Raw genomic sequence first — 16,804 nt, 5'->3', positions numbered from 1 at the left:
CGTGCACCCTACGACACCCGATGGCCGGTATTTTGTGGTCAAGGGACAACTCTGGCGATGTTCCAATCCGTCCCTGAGCGAAGAGGTTCGTCAGCGACTAGTGAATGAGTTGATGGCTGCCCGGCGCGAAGTCAAGGCAGCCAAGGCAAGCGCGGATTCAGATGCACTGAAAGCCGCCCGGACCGGGGTTCACCAGGCCAAGGTTGCACTTGGGGAGCGCGGCGACGTCTGGTGGACTGACGGGGCGAGGGATTTCAATCGGTGCAATGTGGAAAACACGCCATATGCGCAGTGGTATGAAGTGTCAGAAGCACAACGATCGACTAAGTAAACGCCTTCGATACAGCGGCAAACCTCATTCATTACTATTCACCGCCCCGCTTGATCATCGGATTAGGCCTCGCCTTGCCCCTGAGGCGCTGTGATAGACGCTCCGCGAAGCATTTATATGATAACCAGCATTCATTAATCGGCGCGCCCGCCGATAAACCGCTATTGCTTTTGCTGTACTTCACATCTCGGCACTCCCCCTCTAAAGGCCCTTATCGGCATGACAAAATCGCTAAAATTCAGCCATAAAATCCTGTTGGCGGCGTCTCTCGTAGTGATCGCCGCATTCACCCTGTTCACGTTTTACAACGACTATCTGCAACGCAACGCCCTGCGTCTGCAATTGAAGGAGAACCTGAATCAGACGGGTGACAGCACCGCAGGCAACATCCGCAACTGGCTTTCAGGGCGAATTCTTCTGGTAGAGAACCTGGCGGAAAATGCGTCTTCACCGCAATCAACCGACGCGCAGAATCTTGCCCTCGGCCAACCCACGCTTATCGCCACCTTCATGAGTATTTACCAGGGTAAGAGCGATGGTTCTTTCGTCACTCAGCCGCCTGATGACATGCCGGCCGACTATGACCCCAGGACCCGGCCGTGGTATGTCGATGCCGTGCGCGCAGGCAAGACGATCCTCACCGAACCGTATCTGGATGCTGTGACCAAAGGGTTGATCGTGACTCTTGCCACACCGGTCAAAAGTGCATCGGGTGTATCCGGGGTCATTGGCGGTGATCTGAGCCTGGAAATACTGGTGAAAATGATCAGCTCGCTGCGCCTTCATGGCGACGGCTACGCGTTTCTGGTCGATGCGAATGGCCGCATTCTGGTCCACCCGGACACTTCGCTGGTAATGAAAACGCTGGCAGAAGTCTACCCGGCGAATACGCCGAAATTGTCCCAGAACCTGAGCGAAAGCGAGCATGCCGGAAAAGCTCAGATTCTTACGTTTGCCCATGTAGACGGGCTGCCTTCCGTCAACTGGTATGTGGGCGTGGCGATGGACAAAGAGATCGCCTATGCAGCACTGGGCGAGTTCAGAAACTCGGCCATCGTGGCGACTGTCATTGCGGTGGTGCTGATAATCCTTCTGCTGGGAATGCTTCTGAGCGTACTGATGCGGCCGCTCAACCTGATGGGCCGCGCCATGCACGATATCGCTGCCGGCGAAGGTGATCTGACCAAACGCTTGACGATTCAGAGCGAAGACGAGTTCGGGTATCTGGGCAACGGCTTCAACCTCTTTGTAGAACGAATCCACGACTCGATGCGTGAAGTAGCCTCCTCCACGGTACAGCTCAATGAAGTTGCCCAGCGGGTAGTGAATGCCTCCAACTCGTCGATGCTCAATTCCGATCAGCAGTCCAACCGTACCAACAGCGTGGCCGCAGCCATCAATGAGCTGGGCGCTGCAACCCAGGAGATTGCCCAGAACGCCGCGCGCGCCTCTGGCCATTCAAGCGATGCACGCACGCTGGCCTCGGACGGTCAGGACGTGGTCGGGCAGAACATCGCGGCCATGAGCCGCCTGTCAAAGCGCATCAGCAACGCAAGTGAACAGATTGAAACGCTCAATACAAAAACCGCCAACATCGGCCAGATACTGGAAGTGATTACCGGCATCTCTCAACAGACCAACCTGCTGGCCCTTAACGCAGCCATCGAGGCGGCACGCGCGGGTGAAGCCGGCCGAGGTTTTGCCGTGGTGGCCGACGAAGTACGCAGCCTGGCCCACCGAACGCAAGAATCGGCGAGCCAGGTGCAAGAGATGATCGAGCAGCTGCAATCGGGCGCTCGCGAGGCTGTTGCGCTCATGAACGAAAGCCAGCGTGAAAGTGTTGAAACGGTCGGCATTGCCAACAAGGCCGTTGCAAGCCTTGAACACGTTACCGAACGCATTGGCGAAATCGACGGCATGAACCATTCAGTTGCCACGGCGACCGAAGAACAAACTGCCGTTGTGGAAGCGATCAATGTGGATATCACAGAGATCAATACCCTGAACCAGCAAGGCGTGGAGAACTTGAACGCTACCCTGCGCGCCTGCACTGACCTTGAACAGCAATCCACCCGCTTGACGCAGCTGGTGGGTAGCTTCCGTATATAACGCTCAAGCCGCTGCCAGAGAATTTCTGGCAGCGGCTCTACATCCCGACTGCCAGGAAGCACGCGCAACTAAGGCAGCTGCTGTTCAATCACCCCCAGCCACCCCATGCCGGGATAAGTCTCAAAGCCCGGGGTCATTGAATACCCTTGAATGCTGTTGTTGGGCAGTGTGCTGTAACCGGTGGCCTGCCCCGCCCTGGTCTGCAAGTCGATACTGTGGCCCAACGGGCTTTGGGGGTCGGAACTGGCAATTATCCTGTGGCTGGCATCGACCATCATCACTCGGGTGCGGGTGCGCTCTTCATCACTCAGACGCACGCCATTGATCACCGAGTCCGACTGATTCTTCCAGTCAAAGAAAATCCCGATGACGCCGATCACAGGTGAGTGTTTGCCGGCGTTACTGCGCACGGCTGCACTGAACGCACAGGTTTGCGAGCCGTTGAGCAAGGGCTCCACAGCGACTTCACCGGCAAAGTATTGATCGCCAGACGAGTGCCGCACCGCCTGCTTGAACCAGGTCGCCTCATTTACATTCGCGCCGATAACCTTGCCGAAGGTATCGGGCCGACCGGACGCAATCACGCAGCCGGTTGTATCGGCAACCCAGATGTCCAGGTACACCGTATAACTGTCCAGAATGACGCCGAGGCGCTCACTGGAGTGTGCGCGACTCTGCGCAGTTGGGGTCATCAGTACATCAACCAGCGATGCATCGGTCGCCCACCAGCGAACATCGCACGTGCGCTCGTACAAATTGCGATCAATGATTTCGATCAGGTTCAGTGCGAGGTCTGCCAGCCGTTGTCCTCGCACATCAAAACACATGCCCTTACCAAGTTCGGTCAGTTCATTGACCGATGCTTGCAGGTCTTGAGTCAGACCGCTGGCAATCTTCGAAATCTGCTCAGAGATATTCTTCACCTCCTCGGCCACCACCGCAAAACCCCGACCGGCTTTACCTGCATGCGCCGCTTCGATCAGCGCGTTTATTGCCAGCAATCGAGTCTGGCGGGTGATCAGTTGTATATCGCTGACGCCACGAGTTGCCAGAGATTCCACTTCACGGGACAGGGTCACAATTCGTTCGGGTTCGATCATTTTCTTTCTGCTTCAATGAGTTACCGTAGGCGGCAGCCATCGCACAATCGTCGTGCAAAAAACAGAGGGAAAGAAGTTGTCATTCTCAAGGGCGCGGAAGTCTGGGCTTCCTGTTTTTATCGACTGATGTCGTAATGCCCTCAACCCCGCTAATGTAGTTTTGAAGGTCGACAATCTGCAAGCATTGCGCACGGAACGTTTGCACGACGGGTTTAAGAAGCATGTATGCGGAAGGGCTTCGGGCTGAGGGCATGCACTCAACTGTTGACGCTTTCGATCTCAGACTTTGTTGCTTGCACTACAGCCTCGCCCACCTCGGTAAGACCGAAAATAATATGCTGCGCATAGGGAAACGAAGCGTCACAGGGCAATACGGCACCTGAAATCAACAGGCCTTCTTTCACAAGAGTATCGATCATCTCCATGAATTCCCCTATTGCCGGAACCGCTGGCTGGAGACGAATCAAACTCAGGTACAGCTGACCAGACGTCATCTTTCCAGGGCGGAAAAAATGGGCGCTGTCAACGATCTCCAGCACGGCCAGCTCATCGGAAAAATGATGATTGCTCACAGTGACCTCCAGCTTCAGGAACCACGACCCGCGTCTCCAGCCAGGTCATGGTTCAATCGGCGTTGGCAAGTGACTATCCGGCTTCAGAAACTCCATCACTTCAGCAGTAACGGAGGGGTGATCAATCAGCCGGTTATGGCCCAGCCCTTCCGTGGTAAAAAGACGTGCTCCGGGCCATAGCTTTGCGAACCGGGCACCCTTTTCCCACGGGGTTTCGCGATCTCGGCGGTCATGAATAATAAGCGCTGGACGATCAAGCAACTGCAGTCGCGCAGAAGCGTCGTAATCCGCGAAGCGGCGGCCGCTCAGCGCATGCAAGTATCCTTCAAAAGGTGCGAAAACCTTGTGCGCGATACCAAAAGTTTCAAACTGATGAAGCGCGTTGTCAGCCGGGGCCAGGAACGGCGCAATCAACACAAACCGGTCGGGACGCCACTGCTCTTCCTGAGCGAAAATGATTGACGAAGCGCCCAACGAATGAGCGATCACGGCCGCAGGCTTTCCGAAATGGCGTCCTACCTGCTGAAGCACTTCCACAAACTGCGGCATGTGGCTGATATCGCCAGAGCTTAATCCATGGGCAGGCTGATCAAAACCAACCACCGCATAGCCCATCGATTGTAACAACGGCACCCAGCCGACAAAACGCATCGCGTAGCTTGACCACCCATGGGAGAACAACACATAAGGTTGACTGGAAGGATCTCCCCACACGTAGGTGCAGATCTTGATCCCGTTCAGTTCCAGAGTACCCGTTTGCACATCCGCCGATGCGCTCAGCGCAGCCGCAGCCTCGGCACGTCCTGCGGCCTGGGGTGTCACGAAACGTCGGGCAAGGTATCTTCCGGTGGGGCCAGGTAGAATACGGCTGGCAAGCATGAAGGTGCCCCGCAGCATCAATAATCGAAGCCTGTTGGTAAGTTTGCTCATCGGTATTCTCCGCACCAGCCATAAGACCTGGAGCAATTAGAGCAGCTTATCTTGTCACTGACAAGATAAGCTGTACGATGGCTATATAACTTTTATTTCATGACAGGGAGCTTCGTATGTCGACCTCAGATACCCCGCGTACTTACCACCATGGCAACTTGCCGACCGTCTTGCGGCAGGCGGCCTGGGACATCGTGGGGGAAGCAGGCATGCGAGGACTCTCACTGCGTGAATGCGCAAGACGGGCGAACGTTTCACACGCCGCACCTGCGCACCATTTCGGCTCTCTGGAAAACCTTATGGCAGAGGTGGTGGCCGATGGTTATGAACGGATGGTCGACGCTATCCGTGCCGCGCAGCGGGACCTTGGCGACTGTGTGCTGGGCTGTGGGATAGGCTATGTCAATTTCGCTAAAAACTACCCACAGCACTTCCGGTTGATGTTCGGAATGGGCGGGGTCAACCGCACATTACCCAGGTTGCTCACTTCAGGCGAAGCCACGCTGCAACTGCTTCGTCAGTCGATACGTACAGCATGGGTCGCAAAAAACGGTGCCGAACCAGACTCGACAGTGCTTGAGCAACGCACTTTCCTCGCCTGGAGCACTGCGCATGGGTATGCCTCATTGGCGATCGACAGAAAGCCGGACGAACTCTCTGTGGCCTCGGCCGAATCGATACTCAAACCGATGGCGTCTTTTTTGCTTACACCATAGCGCTCCGCGCCCCGCAAAAGCGCCCGTGCCTATATGCCCACTTCGCCCTCTGCGCCGCATCTCCCGAGCGGCCAAAGCGCCTGCGCGCGAGATTTCTCTTCGCCCCTCTCGCCTATGAATGCAGGCGCACACGACCTCGCCATATTTTGATGTCGACCAACATCAATACGTTGACATTTTAGATTTTGATCGTGATCATAACGCCAAGGATCAATTGGCAGGGCCCTTCTGCGTCAGCGTCGAAGGCCCTGCCGGGTGACCGACAATCGCAGGCGCAAACGCCTGGCTGCCCTTATTGCATTACTTGTCAGGACATCACCAATGACTACTCTCTCCACTGTTCTCATCACTGGCGCTTCCAGCGGTATTGGTGCCATTTATGCCGAGCGATTTGCCCGTCGCGGCCACAACCTGGTGCTTGTCGCACGTGACAAGCCACGCCTCGATGCTCTGGCAGCAAGGCTGGGTAAAGAAAACGACGTAGCTGTCGAAGTGCTTCAGGCCGACCTGACCAACTCTGCCGACCTCACAGCGCTTGAAACTCGCCTGCGCGACGATGCCCGGATCGGCGTCCTTATCAATAACGCAGGTATTGCTCAGTCCGGCGGATTCATTGAGCAGAGCGCTGAGGCTATTGAAAAGCTTGTCGCCCTCAACATTGTTGCGCTGACGCGACTCGCTGCCGCAGTGGCCCCTAGCTTCGCGCAGTCCGGTACCGGTTCAATCGTCAACCTCGGTTCGGTGGTGGGCTTGGCGCCAGAGCTCGGTATGACCGTTTACGGTGCCACCAAGGCTTATGTGCTGTTCCTGTCTCAAGGCTTGAACCTGGAACTGGCACCCAAGGGCGTGTACATCCAGGCGGTCCTGCCGGCAGCTACCCGCACCGAAATCTGGGAGCGCGCCGGGATCGACCTCAACACCCTCCCCGAGGTGATGGACGTTGAAGAACTGGTCGATGCAGCGCTGGTGGGCTTCGATCGTCGCGAACTGGTGACCATTCCGCCACTGCACGTTGCAGGTCGATGGGACGCGCTTGATGGCGCGCGGCAAGGGTTGCTGTCGGACATTCGACAGGCGAACGCCGCAGAGCGCTATCTGACCAAAGCCTGAAACCAGGGTACCCATCATGAGTAGCTCAAATCTGCAGACTCATTCGGCGCAGTCGTTTGTCCAGGCGCCTAATAAAATCGCAACAGTCGCAGGCATTGCCTTCGCCTATCGCGAGTCAGGTTTGCGTGGTGGCGTGCCGCTTTTGTTGCTCAACTACTGGGGCGCGGTACTGGACGATTTCGACCCGAGCATTGTTGATGGTCTTGCTACCAGGCATCACGTTATCGCCATCGACTATCGCGGGGCTGGTTTATCGACCGGCACCGCGCCGCTGACGATAGGCGAGATGGCTCGCGACACCCTCGAGCTGGTGCGGGCAATGGGCTACAGACAAGTGGATCTGATTGGCTTTTCAATGGGCGGTTTCGTGGCCCAGGACCTGGCATTGAAAGCACCCGATCTGGTACGCAAAGTTATTCTGGCAGGCACCGGACCGGCAGGCGGACACGGTATCGAGCGCATAGGTGCGCTGTCCTGGCCACTTATTCTCAAAGGCTTGCTGAGGCTGCGAGACCCCAAGGTCGATATGTTTTTCACCTCCACGCTAAATGGCCGACGCGCTGCCAGAAACTATCTGAGCAGGGTGAAGGAACGTACGGTCGACCGCGACAAGCCGCCAACGCCTCGCTTGCTGCTTCGCCAACTCAAAGCAATCAAAGCCTGGGGCAAACAACCCGCGCAGGATCTTGCACGCCTGCGGGTGCCTGTACTTATCGTCGTCGGGGACAGCGACGTCATGGTAGCAAGCGAGTTGAGTCGCGATATGAGCCAACGTCTCCCGCAGGCGCAACTGGTGGTTTATCAAGACGCAGGCCACGGTTGCGTCTTTCAGTATCACGCCGACTTCGTCTCAACGGCTCTGGAGTTCCTTGCATAAAGCGTTCGAACTTCAACTGCACATCGTTTTTAAAAACAACCCATCACTGTCAGACGACCCTGGAAACCTAGCGTCATGAAAGCACTTACCTTCGAAAGCTATGGCAAGTCGCCTGAAATTGCGATAACGCATGTACCTCTGCCGACCATCAAGCCTGATGAACTGTTAGTGGAAGTTCACGCGGCCGGGTTGAACCCGATCGACAACATGATTACCACGGGCACGTTCAAGGCCGTCCTCAAGTACGAATTACCCGCCATTATGGGCAGCGATCTTTCCGGCGTGGTCATATCAGTAGGCAAAGCTGTCACCCGCTTCAAGGCGGGTGACGCCATTTTCGCCAGTATCTTTGACCTCGGCAAAGGTAGCATCGCCGAATTTGCAGCCGTTCCTGAGCGCGCGGCTGCACTTAAACCGGCGAATCTGGATTTCGTACAAGCGGCCTCTATTCCAATGGTCGGGCTTACATCCTGGCAAGCCTTGAAAGAACGCGCCAATCTTCAACCCGGCCAGAAGGTATTCATACCTGCCGGGGCTGGAGGCATCGGCACCTTCGCTATTCAACTGGCTAAACACCTGGGGGCCAACGTCGCCACGACCACCAGTACCGGCAATGTAGAGCTGGTGCGCAGCCTGGGTGCAGATGAAGTGGTGGACTATAAAAAGCAGGCATTCGAGCAAGTATTGCGCGACTACGACCTGGTGCTGGGTACAACGCGAGGAGACACGATTAAAAAAGCCGTCGGCATCCTCAAGTCAGGAGGTTTGATCGTATCCCTCGTCGGGCCACTGGATAAGGCGTTCGCCAAGGCACGCCGGATGAATGCCTTCTTCACTTTCCTCTTCGGGCTGATGAGCCACTCAATCAGGCGCCGTGCGAAAAAACACCACGTGACCTACTCGTTCCTGTTCGTACGCCCGCAGGGGGCTCAACTCGAGAAGATTGCCGTGTTACTTGAAAGCGGGCAAATCAAACCCGTCATTGACAGGGTCTTTGCGCTTGAGCAGGCCAAAGAAGGACTTGAATACCTGGCACGGGGGCGTGCCAAAGGCAAAGTAGTTGTGAAGATCAGGTAAGTGTCGGTAACCCGCGTTTACAATTCCCCACATAAGCAACTTGTCGGCCCCCAGCCTTTTGAACACTGGAGCATTACATGAGCACATCTTCCGGAAAAACGGCCATTGTCACCGGTGCATCATCCGGTATCGGCCGCGCAACGGCCGAGGCGCTGGTGCGCTCGGGCTATACCGTATTCGGCACCAGCCGCAAGATTGGCGAAAGTGCAACGCAGGTATCCATGCGTACTTGTGACGTAACTGACGATGACTCGGTCAGCGCGCTCGTTTCCAGCGTACTTGCGCAGACCGGGCGGATCGACCTGCTGGTCAACAATGCAGGTATTGGCCTGATAGGCGGCTCCGAGGAATTCTCGATACCCCAGGTGCAGGCGTTGTTCGACGTCAATCTGTTCGGCGTCATCCGCATGACCAATGCAGTATTACCGTCGATGCGCGAACATGGCCAAGGGCGCATTATCAATATCGGTTCGATTCTTGGCCTGATACCCGCGCCCTACTCTTCGCATTATTCGGCGGTCAAGCATGCGCTGGAAGGTTACTCGGAATCTCTGGATCACGAAGTGCGCGCCTTCAATATTCGCGTCTCGGTCATTGAGCCGGCTTTTGTACGAACCGTCTTCGATCAAAACGGCCTTGAGCCGGACCGGTTATTGAAGGAATACGATCAGGCCCGAGCAGGATTCAAGGCGTTGCTCGCCGATGTAATGCCGAAAGCCGATTTGCCGGAAGTGGTGGCGGCTGTAGTGCTTAAAGCGGCGAGCGATGTACTCCCCAAGCGGCGCTACACTGCCGGCAAGACAGCCCGACAAATCAGCATGCTGCGTCGCTTTGCACCTGCCGGGGTGTTTGACAAGAGCCTGCGCAAGGAGCTTCGTTTGCCGGTTTGAAATGCAGGTGAGGCGGTCACTTCAGGGGCGGTGCTTGAGCTGGACAGCCGGGGAATGCAGGGGCGTACGATGACAATTCAGACACCAGACCACACCGCTGACCAGCAAGGCAATGGCCGCCAGCTCATAGCCGTCGGGTAGCCGGCGCTCCCATAAAAAACCGAAGACAAGCGCCGCCAGCGTTTCAATCACGAGCACTTGCCCGCTGAGTGCCAAGGGCAGAAGTCGGCTCGCCTGATTCCAGCAGGCACCACCCACCACCGAAGACAAAAGCGCAACGCCACCGGCCACCACGAGAAAATGCAGCCATTCGGAAATACCATAGGTGCCCACTTGAGAACCCAGGACCGGCGTTGCCAAAAGCAGTGATTGAGCGCCCGTCATGACCCCCATAAGCAACGCCCAGTCATGCGCGGAGACGTTGGTGACCTGCACCAGCCGCCGGGCATTGCTCACCGCAAACCAGCTCCACGTCAGCAACGCACCTGACGCGCATAAAATCCCGACAATATTTGCCGCTGTATCGGGCCTTTGGTCATTGATCAGCGCGTGCCAACTGATAAGCACAACGCCCCCCACTGCGCAGCACAGTGAGGGGAAGAGCTTGCGCAGAGAAACGGCATTTGCGTCATGACGACCTGCCAGGGTTACGAGCACCGGAATAAGTCCGACAATCAACGACGTTGTGGCGATGCCGACCAACTGCACGCCTGTGCCCACTAGCGAGTAGTAGATGAGGTTGCCGATCAGGCTAAGCCAGAAGAGTGACTTCCAGTCGGCCATGGTGAGACTGGCGCAAACACGCCGCCAACGCAGCATCAGCAGGGCCGCAGAAATTGCGCCGTAGCAGAGAAATCTTATGACCGCGAACTGCACACCGCTCAAGCCTGGAGTCAGCTGCGGGCCCAGGAAAATCACGCCCCAGCACAGACCGGCGCAAACGCCATAAACAATGCCCTTGGGCAATGATCGATCAGCAAACATTTCACCTGCGCTCCAACGCCTAAAGCATGAAGTCTGGAGCGTCGGGCCTGGAGGGTCTTGTCAGTAACTGCGGATTTTTTTACCCGGACTGTTTTTGCACTTTACGAGAAACCGCCGGGGTCGTAGCGCTCAAACGCTGCATGGTGCGCGTCAGCGATGCCTGATCGGAAAAGCCCGCACGCAAGGCAATCTCGGCTATCGGCAGCGAGGTGCCACGCAACCACCGTTCAGCCTCCTGTATGCGTAGTTCAGTCAGCCAGGCTTGAGGACTCATCGCGAATAATTGCCGGAATCGCTGGTGCAACTGGCTCATGCTCATGTTTGCGGCTTGGGCCATGGCCTGATTGCTCCAGTGTGCCCCAGGATTTGCTCGCAGACGGGCTATCAACTGCTCTATCGGGGACGAAAAACAGCAGGTGTCCGAGCCAAGGGACGACAGAAGCAGAGGGCCCAGCTGTGAGGCAGCGATGGCCAGTTGCTGGTTACCGATCAGCTCGGCGAATTCGATAAGGCGACGGGTCGCGGGCGAAACAGGCACATATATTTTCTCGGCCAGACGCCCCATCTGGATTGTCTCCGGCGTCGTCGGTGCGCAGTCCAGCACCAGAAAACGGCTGTCGACGTGAGTGTCCTGCGAGTGCCGCGAACCAGGCTTTACCAGCGCGGCCAGTGACTGATCGATAAAGCCACCGCGACCGTCCACGTCAATTTCCATTCGGCCACGAATCGGCAGTACCAGTTGAGTATGGTCGTGACAGTGCTGAGGGCTTTGCGTCTTGTAGCTGCGAACTTCAAGGCTTAGAAACATTAGTGCACCCCTTGCCGTCGGGTGATTCGAGGTCTGGCGTTCCATAGTGCCTGCGCGCTTACAGGTTCAGCGGCGTCAGCAACAGGTCAACTGGCTGGCAATCCTGATCCCGCTTGATCAGCATCTACTTAAGCCGGCAGCGGCCCGCAGGCACGATAGGTGTCGATCAGCGTATCAAAAAGGGCAATGTCTGACCGGCTTCTCGCAATGAGTTGAGCGCCCGCCACAGCCGAAAAAATCGCCTGCGCCCGCACCTCGCTGGCCGCTGGCAAACACACATTCGCCGCCACCAGAAGCTTGCTCAGCCAGGCAATATTGACCTGGGCAAAAAGCTGAATTTCCTGAGTCATCTCTGGCGGCAATTTATCGGTTTCAGCGCCGATAAAACTGCCCAGACAAAGGCGGTTTTCAGCCTCTAGCGAGCGGCGGAAAATTTCCGGGAAACGGTGCAGCGCTTCGACAGGGTCTGGTGTTTCTTCAGAAATAGCCTCAAGAGCAGCAGCACCGTCCTGCCAGTAGCGCCTGGCAACCGCCACACCCAGGTCAGCCTTGCTTGGAAAGTGGTAGTAAATACTGGCTGGTTTGATTCCAACCTGAGCCGCCAGATCGCGAAAGTTCAGGCCGTTATAACCCTGAGACTGAGCGATGTTTCTCGCGGCAAGCAGAATGGCCTCTCGTGCGTTGATGGTCATCGTGGTGCCTTGTGCTTCGGACAGGTTTCTGCAAACGGGCGCATGCTAATTCAAAAACCTGACTGTTGTCAGGTAGAACGGTTGTGCGAGGCACGGGGAAGTCGAGAACGCCATGCAATGACGGTCCCGACGATAATGTGCGCGCGCAACAGGTCGGTCACTCGGCCGGCGAGTCCAGTTCGGGTATACCGCTGCTGCGATCAGCATAGGCGGCCTGGAAACCCGGGCGTTTCTGCCAGCGCTTCCAGTACAAGTCCAGGAACTCGAAACGCTCATCCAGCGGCGTGGCGTTGACCGGAAACTTGGAGAAGGCAATGGCGGTTGCAAGGGTGATATCCGCGAAAGTCGGCGCCTCGCCGCCCAACAGCCACTCGCGGCCATCGGAAAGATGACGGTTGACCAATGCGGCGTGTGTCAGCGCCTCTTTGCGGCAGTGCTCGCCCCATGCTTCGTTCTTCGTCAGTTCAAGTTTGAAGCCGAGCCCGGTGTGCAATACATGAAACGCGGTAACGATCCGGTAGAGAATATGCACCCAGATCCGGTTATCCCACATGTTATCAAGGCCTTGTTCCAGAGCGCCCTCCCCCATGATCTTGCGGCCCGGATAAGACTGATCCAGATAGCGAGCGATAGCGGCGGTCTCGGAAATGAAGCTGCCGTCTGCCAGTTCAAGGGTGGGCGTTTCTCCCCAAGGGTTCATATTGAGATGACGCCAGCCACGCTGCTCTCCGCCGGGGGTCATGTCGTAAATAGTCTCATCGAACTGATCGGCAATGCCTTTTTCGTGGATGAACAGGCGCAGGCGCTGGGGGTTCGGAAAAGCCGAAGGAGATGTGAAAAGTCGCAATCTGGAAGTCATGGTCGGGCCTGTGAAATGGAGTGGGCATCCACCTAACAACCGTTAGGTGGATAGACCGTAGCACACTCCTGAGCCCAGTCAATACCCTACCTAACATTTGCTAGGTTAATGACCGTAGCGCCCTATTTTCGCTGGCCCGTGTTTTCAGCGCTCAAACGCGAAGTCCTTGATATTCTATTGGCTGCGCTCCAGAGACTCGTGAGTGCAGCTCAAGACAGACAAGGCCCGTGCCTGAAATACACAGGTTTGCCAGGCCGCACAGTGCAAAGAAGGGAAAAGAATGCAGCACGCTTCGCTGAACCGTTTTCATACTGGGCTGCTCGCCTTGCTTTTGCTGTGCGTGACCTTGCCAGCCCTGGCCCAGAATAGCCCGGCGCCTCAAACCGATAGCACCAGTAGCGCATCCCCCGCAGTGGATGCACCGAGCCTGGATGACTTGAGCGAACAACTGGATCAGATCCGTCAAAAAGTGACGGGCAGCGCCAACGATGACCTGCTTTCAAGCCTGCGGCAGGCCGCTTTGCAGGTCCAGAAACAAGCCGACAATCTGACTGCCCGACAAGCTGTCGACATCGAACACCTGAATGATCAGCTCAACATTCTCGGGTCGGCGCAACCGGACGAGGCGCCAAGTCTGACCAGTCAGCGCAAGACATTGACCGCTCAGAAAAACGCGCTGGTCGATGATGAACGCCAAACCAACACGTTAAGCCAGTCAGCCCGTGATCTGGCTACGCAGATATTCAATCTGCGCCGCAGCCTTTTCGATTCGCAGATCAGCACGCTGACAGCGAGCCCGCTCAGCTCGGCGTTCTGGTCCACGCTGATTCGTCCTACCGATGACGACCTGGGACGCTTGAACAGACTTCTGGTGGATGTCCGCCAAGTGCTCAGCAGCACGCTGGCACCGGAAAACCGTTTGCAATTCATCAGCATCGTAGTCGCCGCGCGGTTCGTATGGGTCGTTATTCGCCGCCTGCTGGAGCGCTTGCTGATCTGGTCGATGATTCGCTGGCTACCCGAAGGCCGCCTGCGCCGCAGCGCCCTGGCACTGGCTGTAGGGCTATCGACCATTCTCACCATTACCGTTGCCACTTCCTTGTTGCGCTGGGGCATCGTGCGCAATGCGGTGCTCAGCAACGACGTGGTCAACCTGCTCGATCAGGTGCAGACGCTGATCACTTTCTGCGCTTTCATCGTCGGTCTGGGCCGCGCGTTGTTGATGCGGGCACACGCCTCGTGGCGTCTGCCGCAAATCCCTGACCAGATCGCCACGGCACTGGGCCGCTTCCCGCCTGCCCTGGCGCTGGCACTCATGATCATCGGCACGCAGGAGCGCATCAACAGTGTCATAGCCAGCAGCCTGGCCCTGACGGTAGCGGTCAATGGCCTGACAGCGCTGGCGGTTTCGCTGGTGTTTTTCTACGCCTTGGTGCGCTACCGCCGAACCCGCCGACGCTTTGAGCTGGAGCGGCCAGCAGGTTTCGTCGGACTGCTTCCCTTTATCGTTGCGGTATGGGTCGGCCTGAGCTTGCTGGCGTTGCTCAGCGGCTACCTGACGCTGGCTTACTTTCTGGCGGTAAAACTGCTTTGGGTGAGCGTGGTGGCGTCCACTGCGTATCTATTGATCGCCTGCTTCGGTGACATCTGCGAGACCCTTCTGTCGCCTAAACAACCTGGCGGCATGGCGTTGGGTTCGGCGCTGGGCTTGTCCGCCCGCCACCTGGCCCAGGCAAGCACCGTACTGGCAGGCATAGGCCGTACCCTGCTGTTGCTTACCGCATTGCTGCTGGCTTTCCTGCCTTCGGGTTCCAGCCCGGGCGACCTGCTCGCAAGTTTCACTCAAATGGACGTCACGTCCAAATCCCTGGGCAACCTGAACATCGTCCCCAGCGATATTCTGATGGCACTGATTTGCCTGGTCTTCGGCCTGCTGGGCGTGCGTGTACTCAAGGAGTGGTTCGGAGAACGCCTTCTGCCCGAGACCAACATGGACGCGGGCATGCAGGCCTCGCTGGTGACCTTGATCGGCTACATCGGCTTTGTGCTGGTGGTGGCCGTGGTGATGTCCACACTCAAGATCAGCCTGACCAATTTGACCTGGGTGGTCAGTGCGCTATCGGTGGGGATCGGTTTCGGTCTGCAGGCCATTGTGCAGAACTTTATCTCGGGCCTGATTCTGCTGACCGAGCGTCCGGTCAAAGTCGGCGACTGGGTAAGCCTGGCAGGGGTCGAAGGCGATATTCGCCGGATCAACGTCCGCGCGACCGAAATCCAGATGGGCGACCGCTCGACAGTGATCGTGCCAAACTCGCAGTTCATCACGCAAAACGTGCGCAACGTCACCATGGGCAACGCGCTGGGCGTAGTCGGAATCACCCTCACCGTGCCCCTGGAAACAGATGTTCTGCAAATACGCGAGCTGCTGTTGCAGGCCTTTACCGAGCACGAAGCGATACTCGACACGCCTGCACCTTCAGTCACCTTCAAGGACCTGACCAATACCGGTTTGATCATCAGCGCCAGTGGCTACGTGAACAGCCCACGCTCGGTGGGAGGTGCGCGGAGTGATCTGTTGTTTACGGTTCTGGGGCGTCTGAGGGAGCTGGGTGTAGCGCTGTCTGCGCCGCAGAGCATGGTATTGATCAATGAGGGGGCTGGGAAGGAGACGCCAGAAGAGAACCCGTGATACTTCAGGGCTGGAGCGGAGCGGATGAAGCGGCCAGCAGGACTCACCTCCGTTCAGGCGGCTGCCACATACTTCTGCAAACCGGCGCTGTGCACGTCATTGCAGCGCTGGAGCAGGATCTGGTCGCTGAAGTGAACCGTATGACTGATGGCAAAGGCGCGCGCATGGCCTTCGACCAGGTTGGCGGTCCTGAGGTTGCAAACATCCTTCGCGCACTGTCGTATCCGGGCATTTTCTTCCAGTATGGAGCGCTTGAGACCGCAGACCTGAGTATTCCTGTCATGGAGTTATTGTCCAAGGTCATCGAGCATTCGTAGTGCAGGGGGCGTGTAGTACATCATACGAACCGAAGGCAGAGGATAATCTAGCGGGCCAGATGCCTTTACTAGACGCTTACGCAGCGGCAAACGGGCGGCAGCAATCATGAGTTTGATCCAGTCTGCACGAATGAACGGACATGATCCGTTTGCGTATCTCAAGGATTTACTGACGCGGTTGCCGACGCAGAAGGCCAGTGAAATCGACCAACTGTTGCCGCATCACTGGATCTAGCTGATCTGCGCAAGGCGTACTCCCCGTACGCTTAGACCTGCTGACCGCAGCAGTCGGGCCTTTCGAGCTTGATGAGCAAGCAGTTGCGAACGTCAGCAATTGCATCTGGTGACAACCCGCCAGAGCTTAGGTTTTGTACGAAAAGTCGGCTGGGGTAGAATTGCCGCCATGATTGGCTGGAGGCCCGCATGGCAAAGCGTTACGAACTCTCCGACTCATCGNAGAAAATGGGTCGCCCACGTAGTGATGATCGTTTGATACTCCACGGAGTCCTTTGGATTTTGTGCTCGGGTGCTGCCTGGCGTGATCTGCCGGAACGCTTTGGGCCTTGGTCGACGGTGTATCAGCGTTTTCGCGACTGGCGCGATGACGGTACGTTCGACCGGATACTGGAGCGCTTGCACATTCGACTCAACCAGGAAGGACTGACCGATCTGGACACCTGGATGATCGACTCCACGGCGGTCCGTGCAACCCGAGCCTCTTCAGGCGCCGGGAAAAAGGGGGG

General features: G+C 57.0%; 17 protein-coding genes and 2 pseudogenes. 12 read left to right on the top strand and 7 right to left on the bottom strand.

What is annotated here, in order from left to right; translation table 11 throughout:
• Position 1: 1 nt before the first annotated feature.
• From AO277_RS29265 to AO277_RS29785, 3 genes and pseudogenes are all read left to right on the top strand, one after another.
• Positions 2 to 331, top strand: a complete 330-nt coding sequence (locus tag AO277_RS29265; RefSeq protein WP_002554383.1) for a hypothetical protein — start codon at positions 2 to 4, stop codon at positions 329 to 331.
• Positions 332 to 550: 219 nt separating this feature from the next.
• A pseudogene (locus tag AO277_RS29790) lies at positions 551 to 1,585 on the top strand (HAMP domain-containing protein); the annotation flags it as partial.
• 15 nt (positions 1,586 to 1,600) lie between these two features.
• Positions 1,601 to 2,440: a methyl-accepting chemotaxis protein gene (locus AO277_RS29785; protein ID WP_371411888.1), complete on the top strand. Its 840-nt coding sequence runs from the start codon at positions 1,601 to 1,603 to the stop codon at positions 2,438 to 2,440.
• A 68-nt stretch (positions 2,441 to 2,508) separates the two neighbouring features.
• On the opposite strand, the gene AO277_RS29460 is transcribed toward AO277_RS29785, so the two are convergent.
• The 3 genes from AO277_RS29460 to AO277_RS19895 form a co-directional block, all read right to left on the bottom strand.
• Positions 2,509 to 3,540, bottom strand: a complete 1,032-nt coding sequence (locus AO277_RS29460; protein WP_016982644.1) for a methyl-accepting chemotaxis protein — start codon at positions 3,538 to 3,540, stop codon at positions 2,509 to 2,511.
• Between the two features lie 257 nt (positions 3,541 to 3,797).
• Positions 3,798 to 4,112 carry a hypothetical protein gene (locus tag AO277_RS19900; RefSeq protein ID WP_044318662.1) on the bottom strand — a complete coding sequence of 105 codons (315 nt, stop codon included), beginning with the start codon at positions 4,110 to 4,112 and terminating at the stop codon, positions 3,798 to 3,800.
• Between the two features lie 45 nt (positions 4,113 to 4,157).
• Complete coding sequence (locus tag AO277_RS19895) at positions 4,158 to 5,042, bottom strand: alpha/beta hydrolase (RefSeq protein ID WP_044318663.1); 885 nt, start codon at positions 5,040 to 5,042, stop codon at positions 4,158 to 4,160.
• Positions 5,043 to 5,158: 116 nt separating this feature from the next.
• On the opposite strand from AO277_RS19895, the gene AO277_RS19890 reads away from it, so the two are divergent.
• The 5 genes from AO277_RS19890 to AO277_RS19870 all read left to right on the top strand — a co-directional run bounded on the left by AO277_RS19890 (position 5,159) and on the right by AO277_RS19870 (position 9,712).
• Complete coding sequence (locus AO277_RS19890; protein WP_002554388.1) at positions 5,159 to 5,758, top strand: TetR/AcrR family transcriptional regulator; 600 nt, start codon at positions 5,159 to 5,161, stop codon at positions 5,756 to 5,758.
• 321 nt (positions 5,759 to 6,079) lie between these two features.
• Positions 6,080 to 6,868, top strand: a complete 789-nt coding sequence (locus tag AO277_RS19885; RefSeq protein WP_044318664.1) for an SDR family NAD(P)-dependent oxidoreductase — start codon at positions 6,080 to 6,082, stop codon at positions 6,866 to 6,868.
• Between the two features lie 16 nt (positions 6,869 to 6,884).
• Positions 6,885 to 7,745, top strand: coding sequence for an alpha/beta fold hydrolase (locus tag AO277_RS19880; RefSeq protein ID WP_044318665.1), 861 nt, complete (start codon positions 6,885 to 6,887; stop codon positions 7,743 to 7,745).
• Between the two features lie 75 nt (positions 7,746 to 7,820).
• Complete coding sequence (locus tag AO277_RS19875; protein ID WP_044318666.1) at positions 7,821 to 8,822, top strand: NADP-dependent oxidoreductase; 1,002 nt, start codon at positions 7,821 to 7,823, stop codon at positions 8,820 to 8,822.
• Positions 8,823 to 8,899: 77 nt separating this feature from the next.
• Positions 8,900 to 9,712: an oxidoreductase gene (locus AO277_RS19870; protein ID WP_005733772.1), complete on the top strand. Its 813-nt coding sequence runs from the start codon at positions 8,900 to 8,902 to the stop codon at positions 9,710 to 9,712.
• A gap of 21 nt (positions 9,713 to 9,733) precedes the next feature.
• Here the strand turns inward: AO277_RS19870 and AO277_RS19865 are convergent, their stop codons facing one another.
• From AO277_RS19865 to AO277_RS19845, 4 genes are all read right to left on the bottom strand, one after another.
• A complete protein-coding gene (locus tag AO277_RS19865) occupies positions 9,734 to 10,696 on the bottom strand; it encodes a DMT family transporter (protein WP_044318667.1) in 963 nt (320 codons plus the stop codon).
• 79 nt (positions 10,697 to 10,775) lie between these two features.
• Positions 10,776 to 11,504, bottom strand: a complete 729-nt coding sequence (locus AO277_RS19860) for a helix-turn-helix domain-containing protein (protein ID WP_044318668.1) — start codon at positions 11,502 to 11,504, stop codon at positions 10,776 to 10,778.
• A gap of 128 nt (positions 11,505 to 11,632) precedes the next feature.
• Positions 11,633 to 12,196: a TetR/AcrR family transcriptional regulator gene (locus tag AO277_RS19855; RefSeq protein ID WP_005733769.1), complete on the bottom strand. Its 564-nt coding sequence runs from the start codon at positions 12,194 to 12,196 to the stop codon at positions 11,633 to 11,635.
• A 157-nt stretch (positions 12,197 to 12,353) separates the two neighbouring features.
• Positions 12,354 to 13,055, bottom strand: a complete 702-nt coding sequence (locus AO277_RS19845) for a glutathione S-transferase family protein (protein WP_004661262.1) — start codon at positions 13,053 to 13,055, stop codon at positions 12,354 to 12,356.
• Positions 13,056 to 13,335: 280 nt separating this feature from the next.
• Between AO277_RS19845 and AO277_RS19840 the strand changes: the two genes are divergently transcribed.
• From AO277_RS19840 to AO277_RS19825, 4 genes and pseudogenes are all read left to right on the top strand, one after another.
• Entirely contained in the window at positions 13,336 to 15,744 is a 2,409-nt protein-coding gene (locus tag AO277_RS19840; protein ID WP_044318669.1) for a DUF3772 domain-containing protein, read from the top strand.
• Complete coding sequence (locus tag AO277_RS19835) at positions 15,741 to 16,061, top strand: zinc-binding dehydrogenase (RefSeq protein ID WP_044318670.1); 321 nt, start codon at positions 15,741 to 15,743, stop codon at positions 16,059 to 16,061. The genes AO277_RS19840 and AO277_RS19835 overlap by 4 nt, the downstream gene beginning before the upstream one ends.
• A 64-nt stretch (positions 16,062 to 16,125) precedes the next feature.
• A pseudogene (locus AO277_RS19830) lies at positions 16,126 to 16,296 on the top strand (transposase domain-containing protein); the annotation flags it as partial.
• A gap of 188 nt (positions 16,297 to 16,484) precedes the next feature.
• Positions 16,485 to 16,804: transposase (locus AO277_RS19825; protein ID WP_143492818.1), on the top strand; the 320-nt coding region annotated here is incomplete at its 3' end.

The sequence above is a fragment of the Pseudomonas amygdali genome (genome assembly GCF_002699855.1).
In the GTDB taxonomy this organism is placed as follows: domain Bacteria; phylum Pseudomonadota; class Gammaproteobacteria; order Pseudomonadales; family Pseudomonadaceae; genus Aquipseudomonas; species Aquipseudomonas amygdali.
Note: the sequence above shows the minus strand (reverse complement) of the source record. Positions and strands in the feature narration are given on the sequence as shown.

What these genes read in the sequence shown, in the direction of transcription:
- AO277_RS29785 (WP_371411888.1), top strand. Translation starts at nt 1,601, where the DNA reads ATGCGTGAAGTAGCCTCCTCCACGGTACAGCTCAATGAAGTTGCCCAG.
- AO277_RS29460 (WP_016982644.1), bottom strand. Translation starts at nt 3,540, where the DNA reads ATGATCGAACCCGAACGAATTGTGACCCTGTCCCGTGAAGTGGAATCT.
- AO277_RS19895 (WP_044318663.1), bottom strand. Translation starts at nt 5,042, where the DNA reads ATGAGCAAACTTACCAACAGGCTTCGATTATTGATGCTGCGGGGCACC.
- AO277_RS19890 (WP_002554388.1), top strand. Translation starts at nt 5,159, where the DNA reads ATGTCGACCTCAGATACCCCGCGTACTTACCACCATGGCAACTTGCCG.
- AO277_RS19885 (WP_044318664.1), top strand. Translation starts at nt 6,080, where the DNA reads ATGACTACTCTCTCCACTGTTCTCATCACTGGCGCTTCCAGCGGTATT.
- AO277_RS19880 (WP_044318665.1), top strand. Translation starts at nt 6,885, where the DNA reads ATGAGTAGCTCAAATCTGCAGACTCATTCGGCGCAGTCGTTTGTCCAG.
- AO277_RS19875 (WP_044318666.1), top strand. Translation starts at nt 7,821, where the DNA reads ATGAAAGCACTTACCTTCGAAAGCTATGGCAAGTCGCCTGAAATTGCG.
- AO277_RS19870 (WP_005733772.1), top strand. Translation starts at nt 8,900, where the DNA reads ATGAGCACATCTTCCGGAAAAACGGCCATTGTCACCGGTGCATCATCC.
- AO277_RS19865 (WP_044318667.1), bottom strand. Translation starts at nt 10,696, where the DNA reads ATGTTTGCTGATCGATCATTGCCCAAGGGCATTGTTTATGGCGTTTGC.
- AO277_RS19860 (WP_044318668.1), bottom strand. Translation starts at nt 11,504, where the DNA reads ATGTTTCTAAGCCTTGAAGTTCGCAGCTACAAGACGCAAAGCCCTCAG.
- AO277_RS19855 (WP_005733769.1), bottom strand. Translation starts at nt 12,196, where the DNA reads ATGACCATCAACGCACGAGAGGCCATTCTGCTTGCCGCGAGAAACATC.
- AO277_RS19845 (WP_004661262.1), bottom strand. Translation starts at nt 13,055, where the DNA reads ATGACTTCCAGATTGCGACTTTTCACATCTCCTTCGGCTTTTCCGAAC.
- AO277_RS19840 (WP_044318669.1), top strand. Translation starts at nt 13,336, where the DNA reads ATGCAGCACGCTTCGCTGAACCGTTTTCATACTGGGCTGCTCGCCTTG.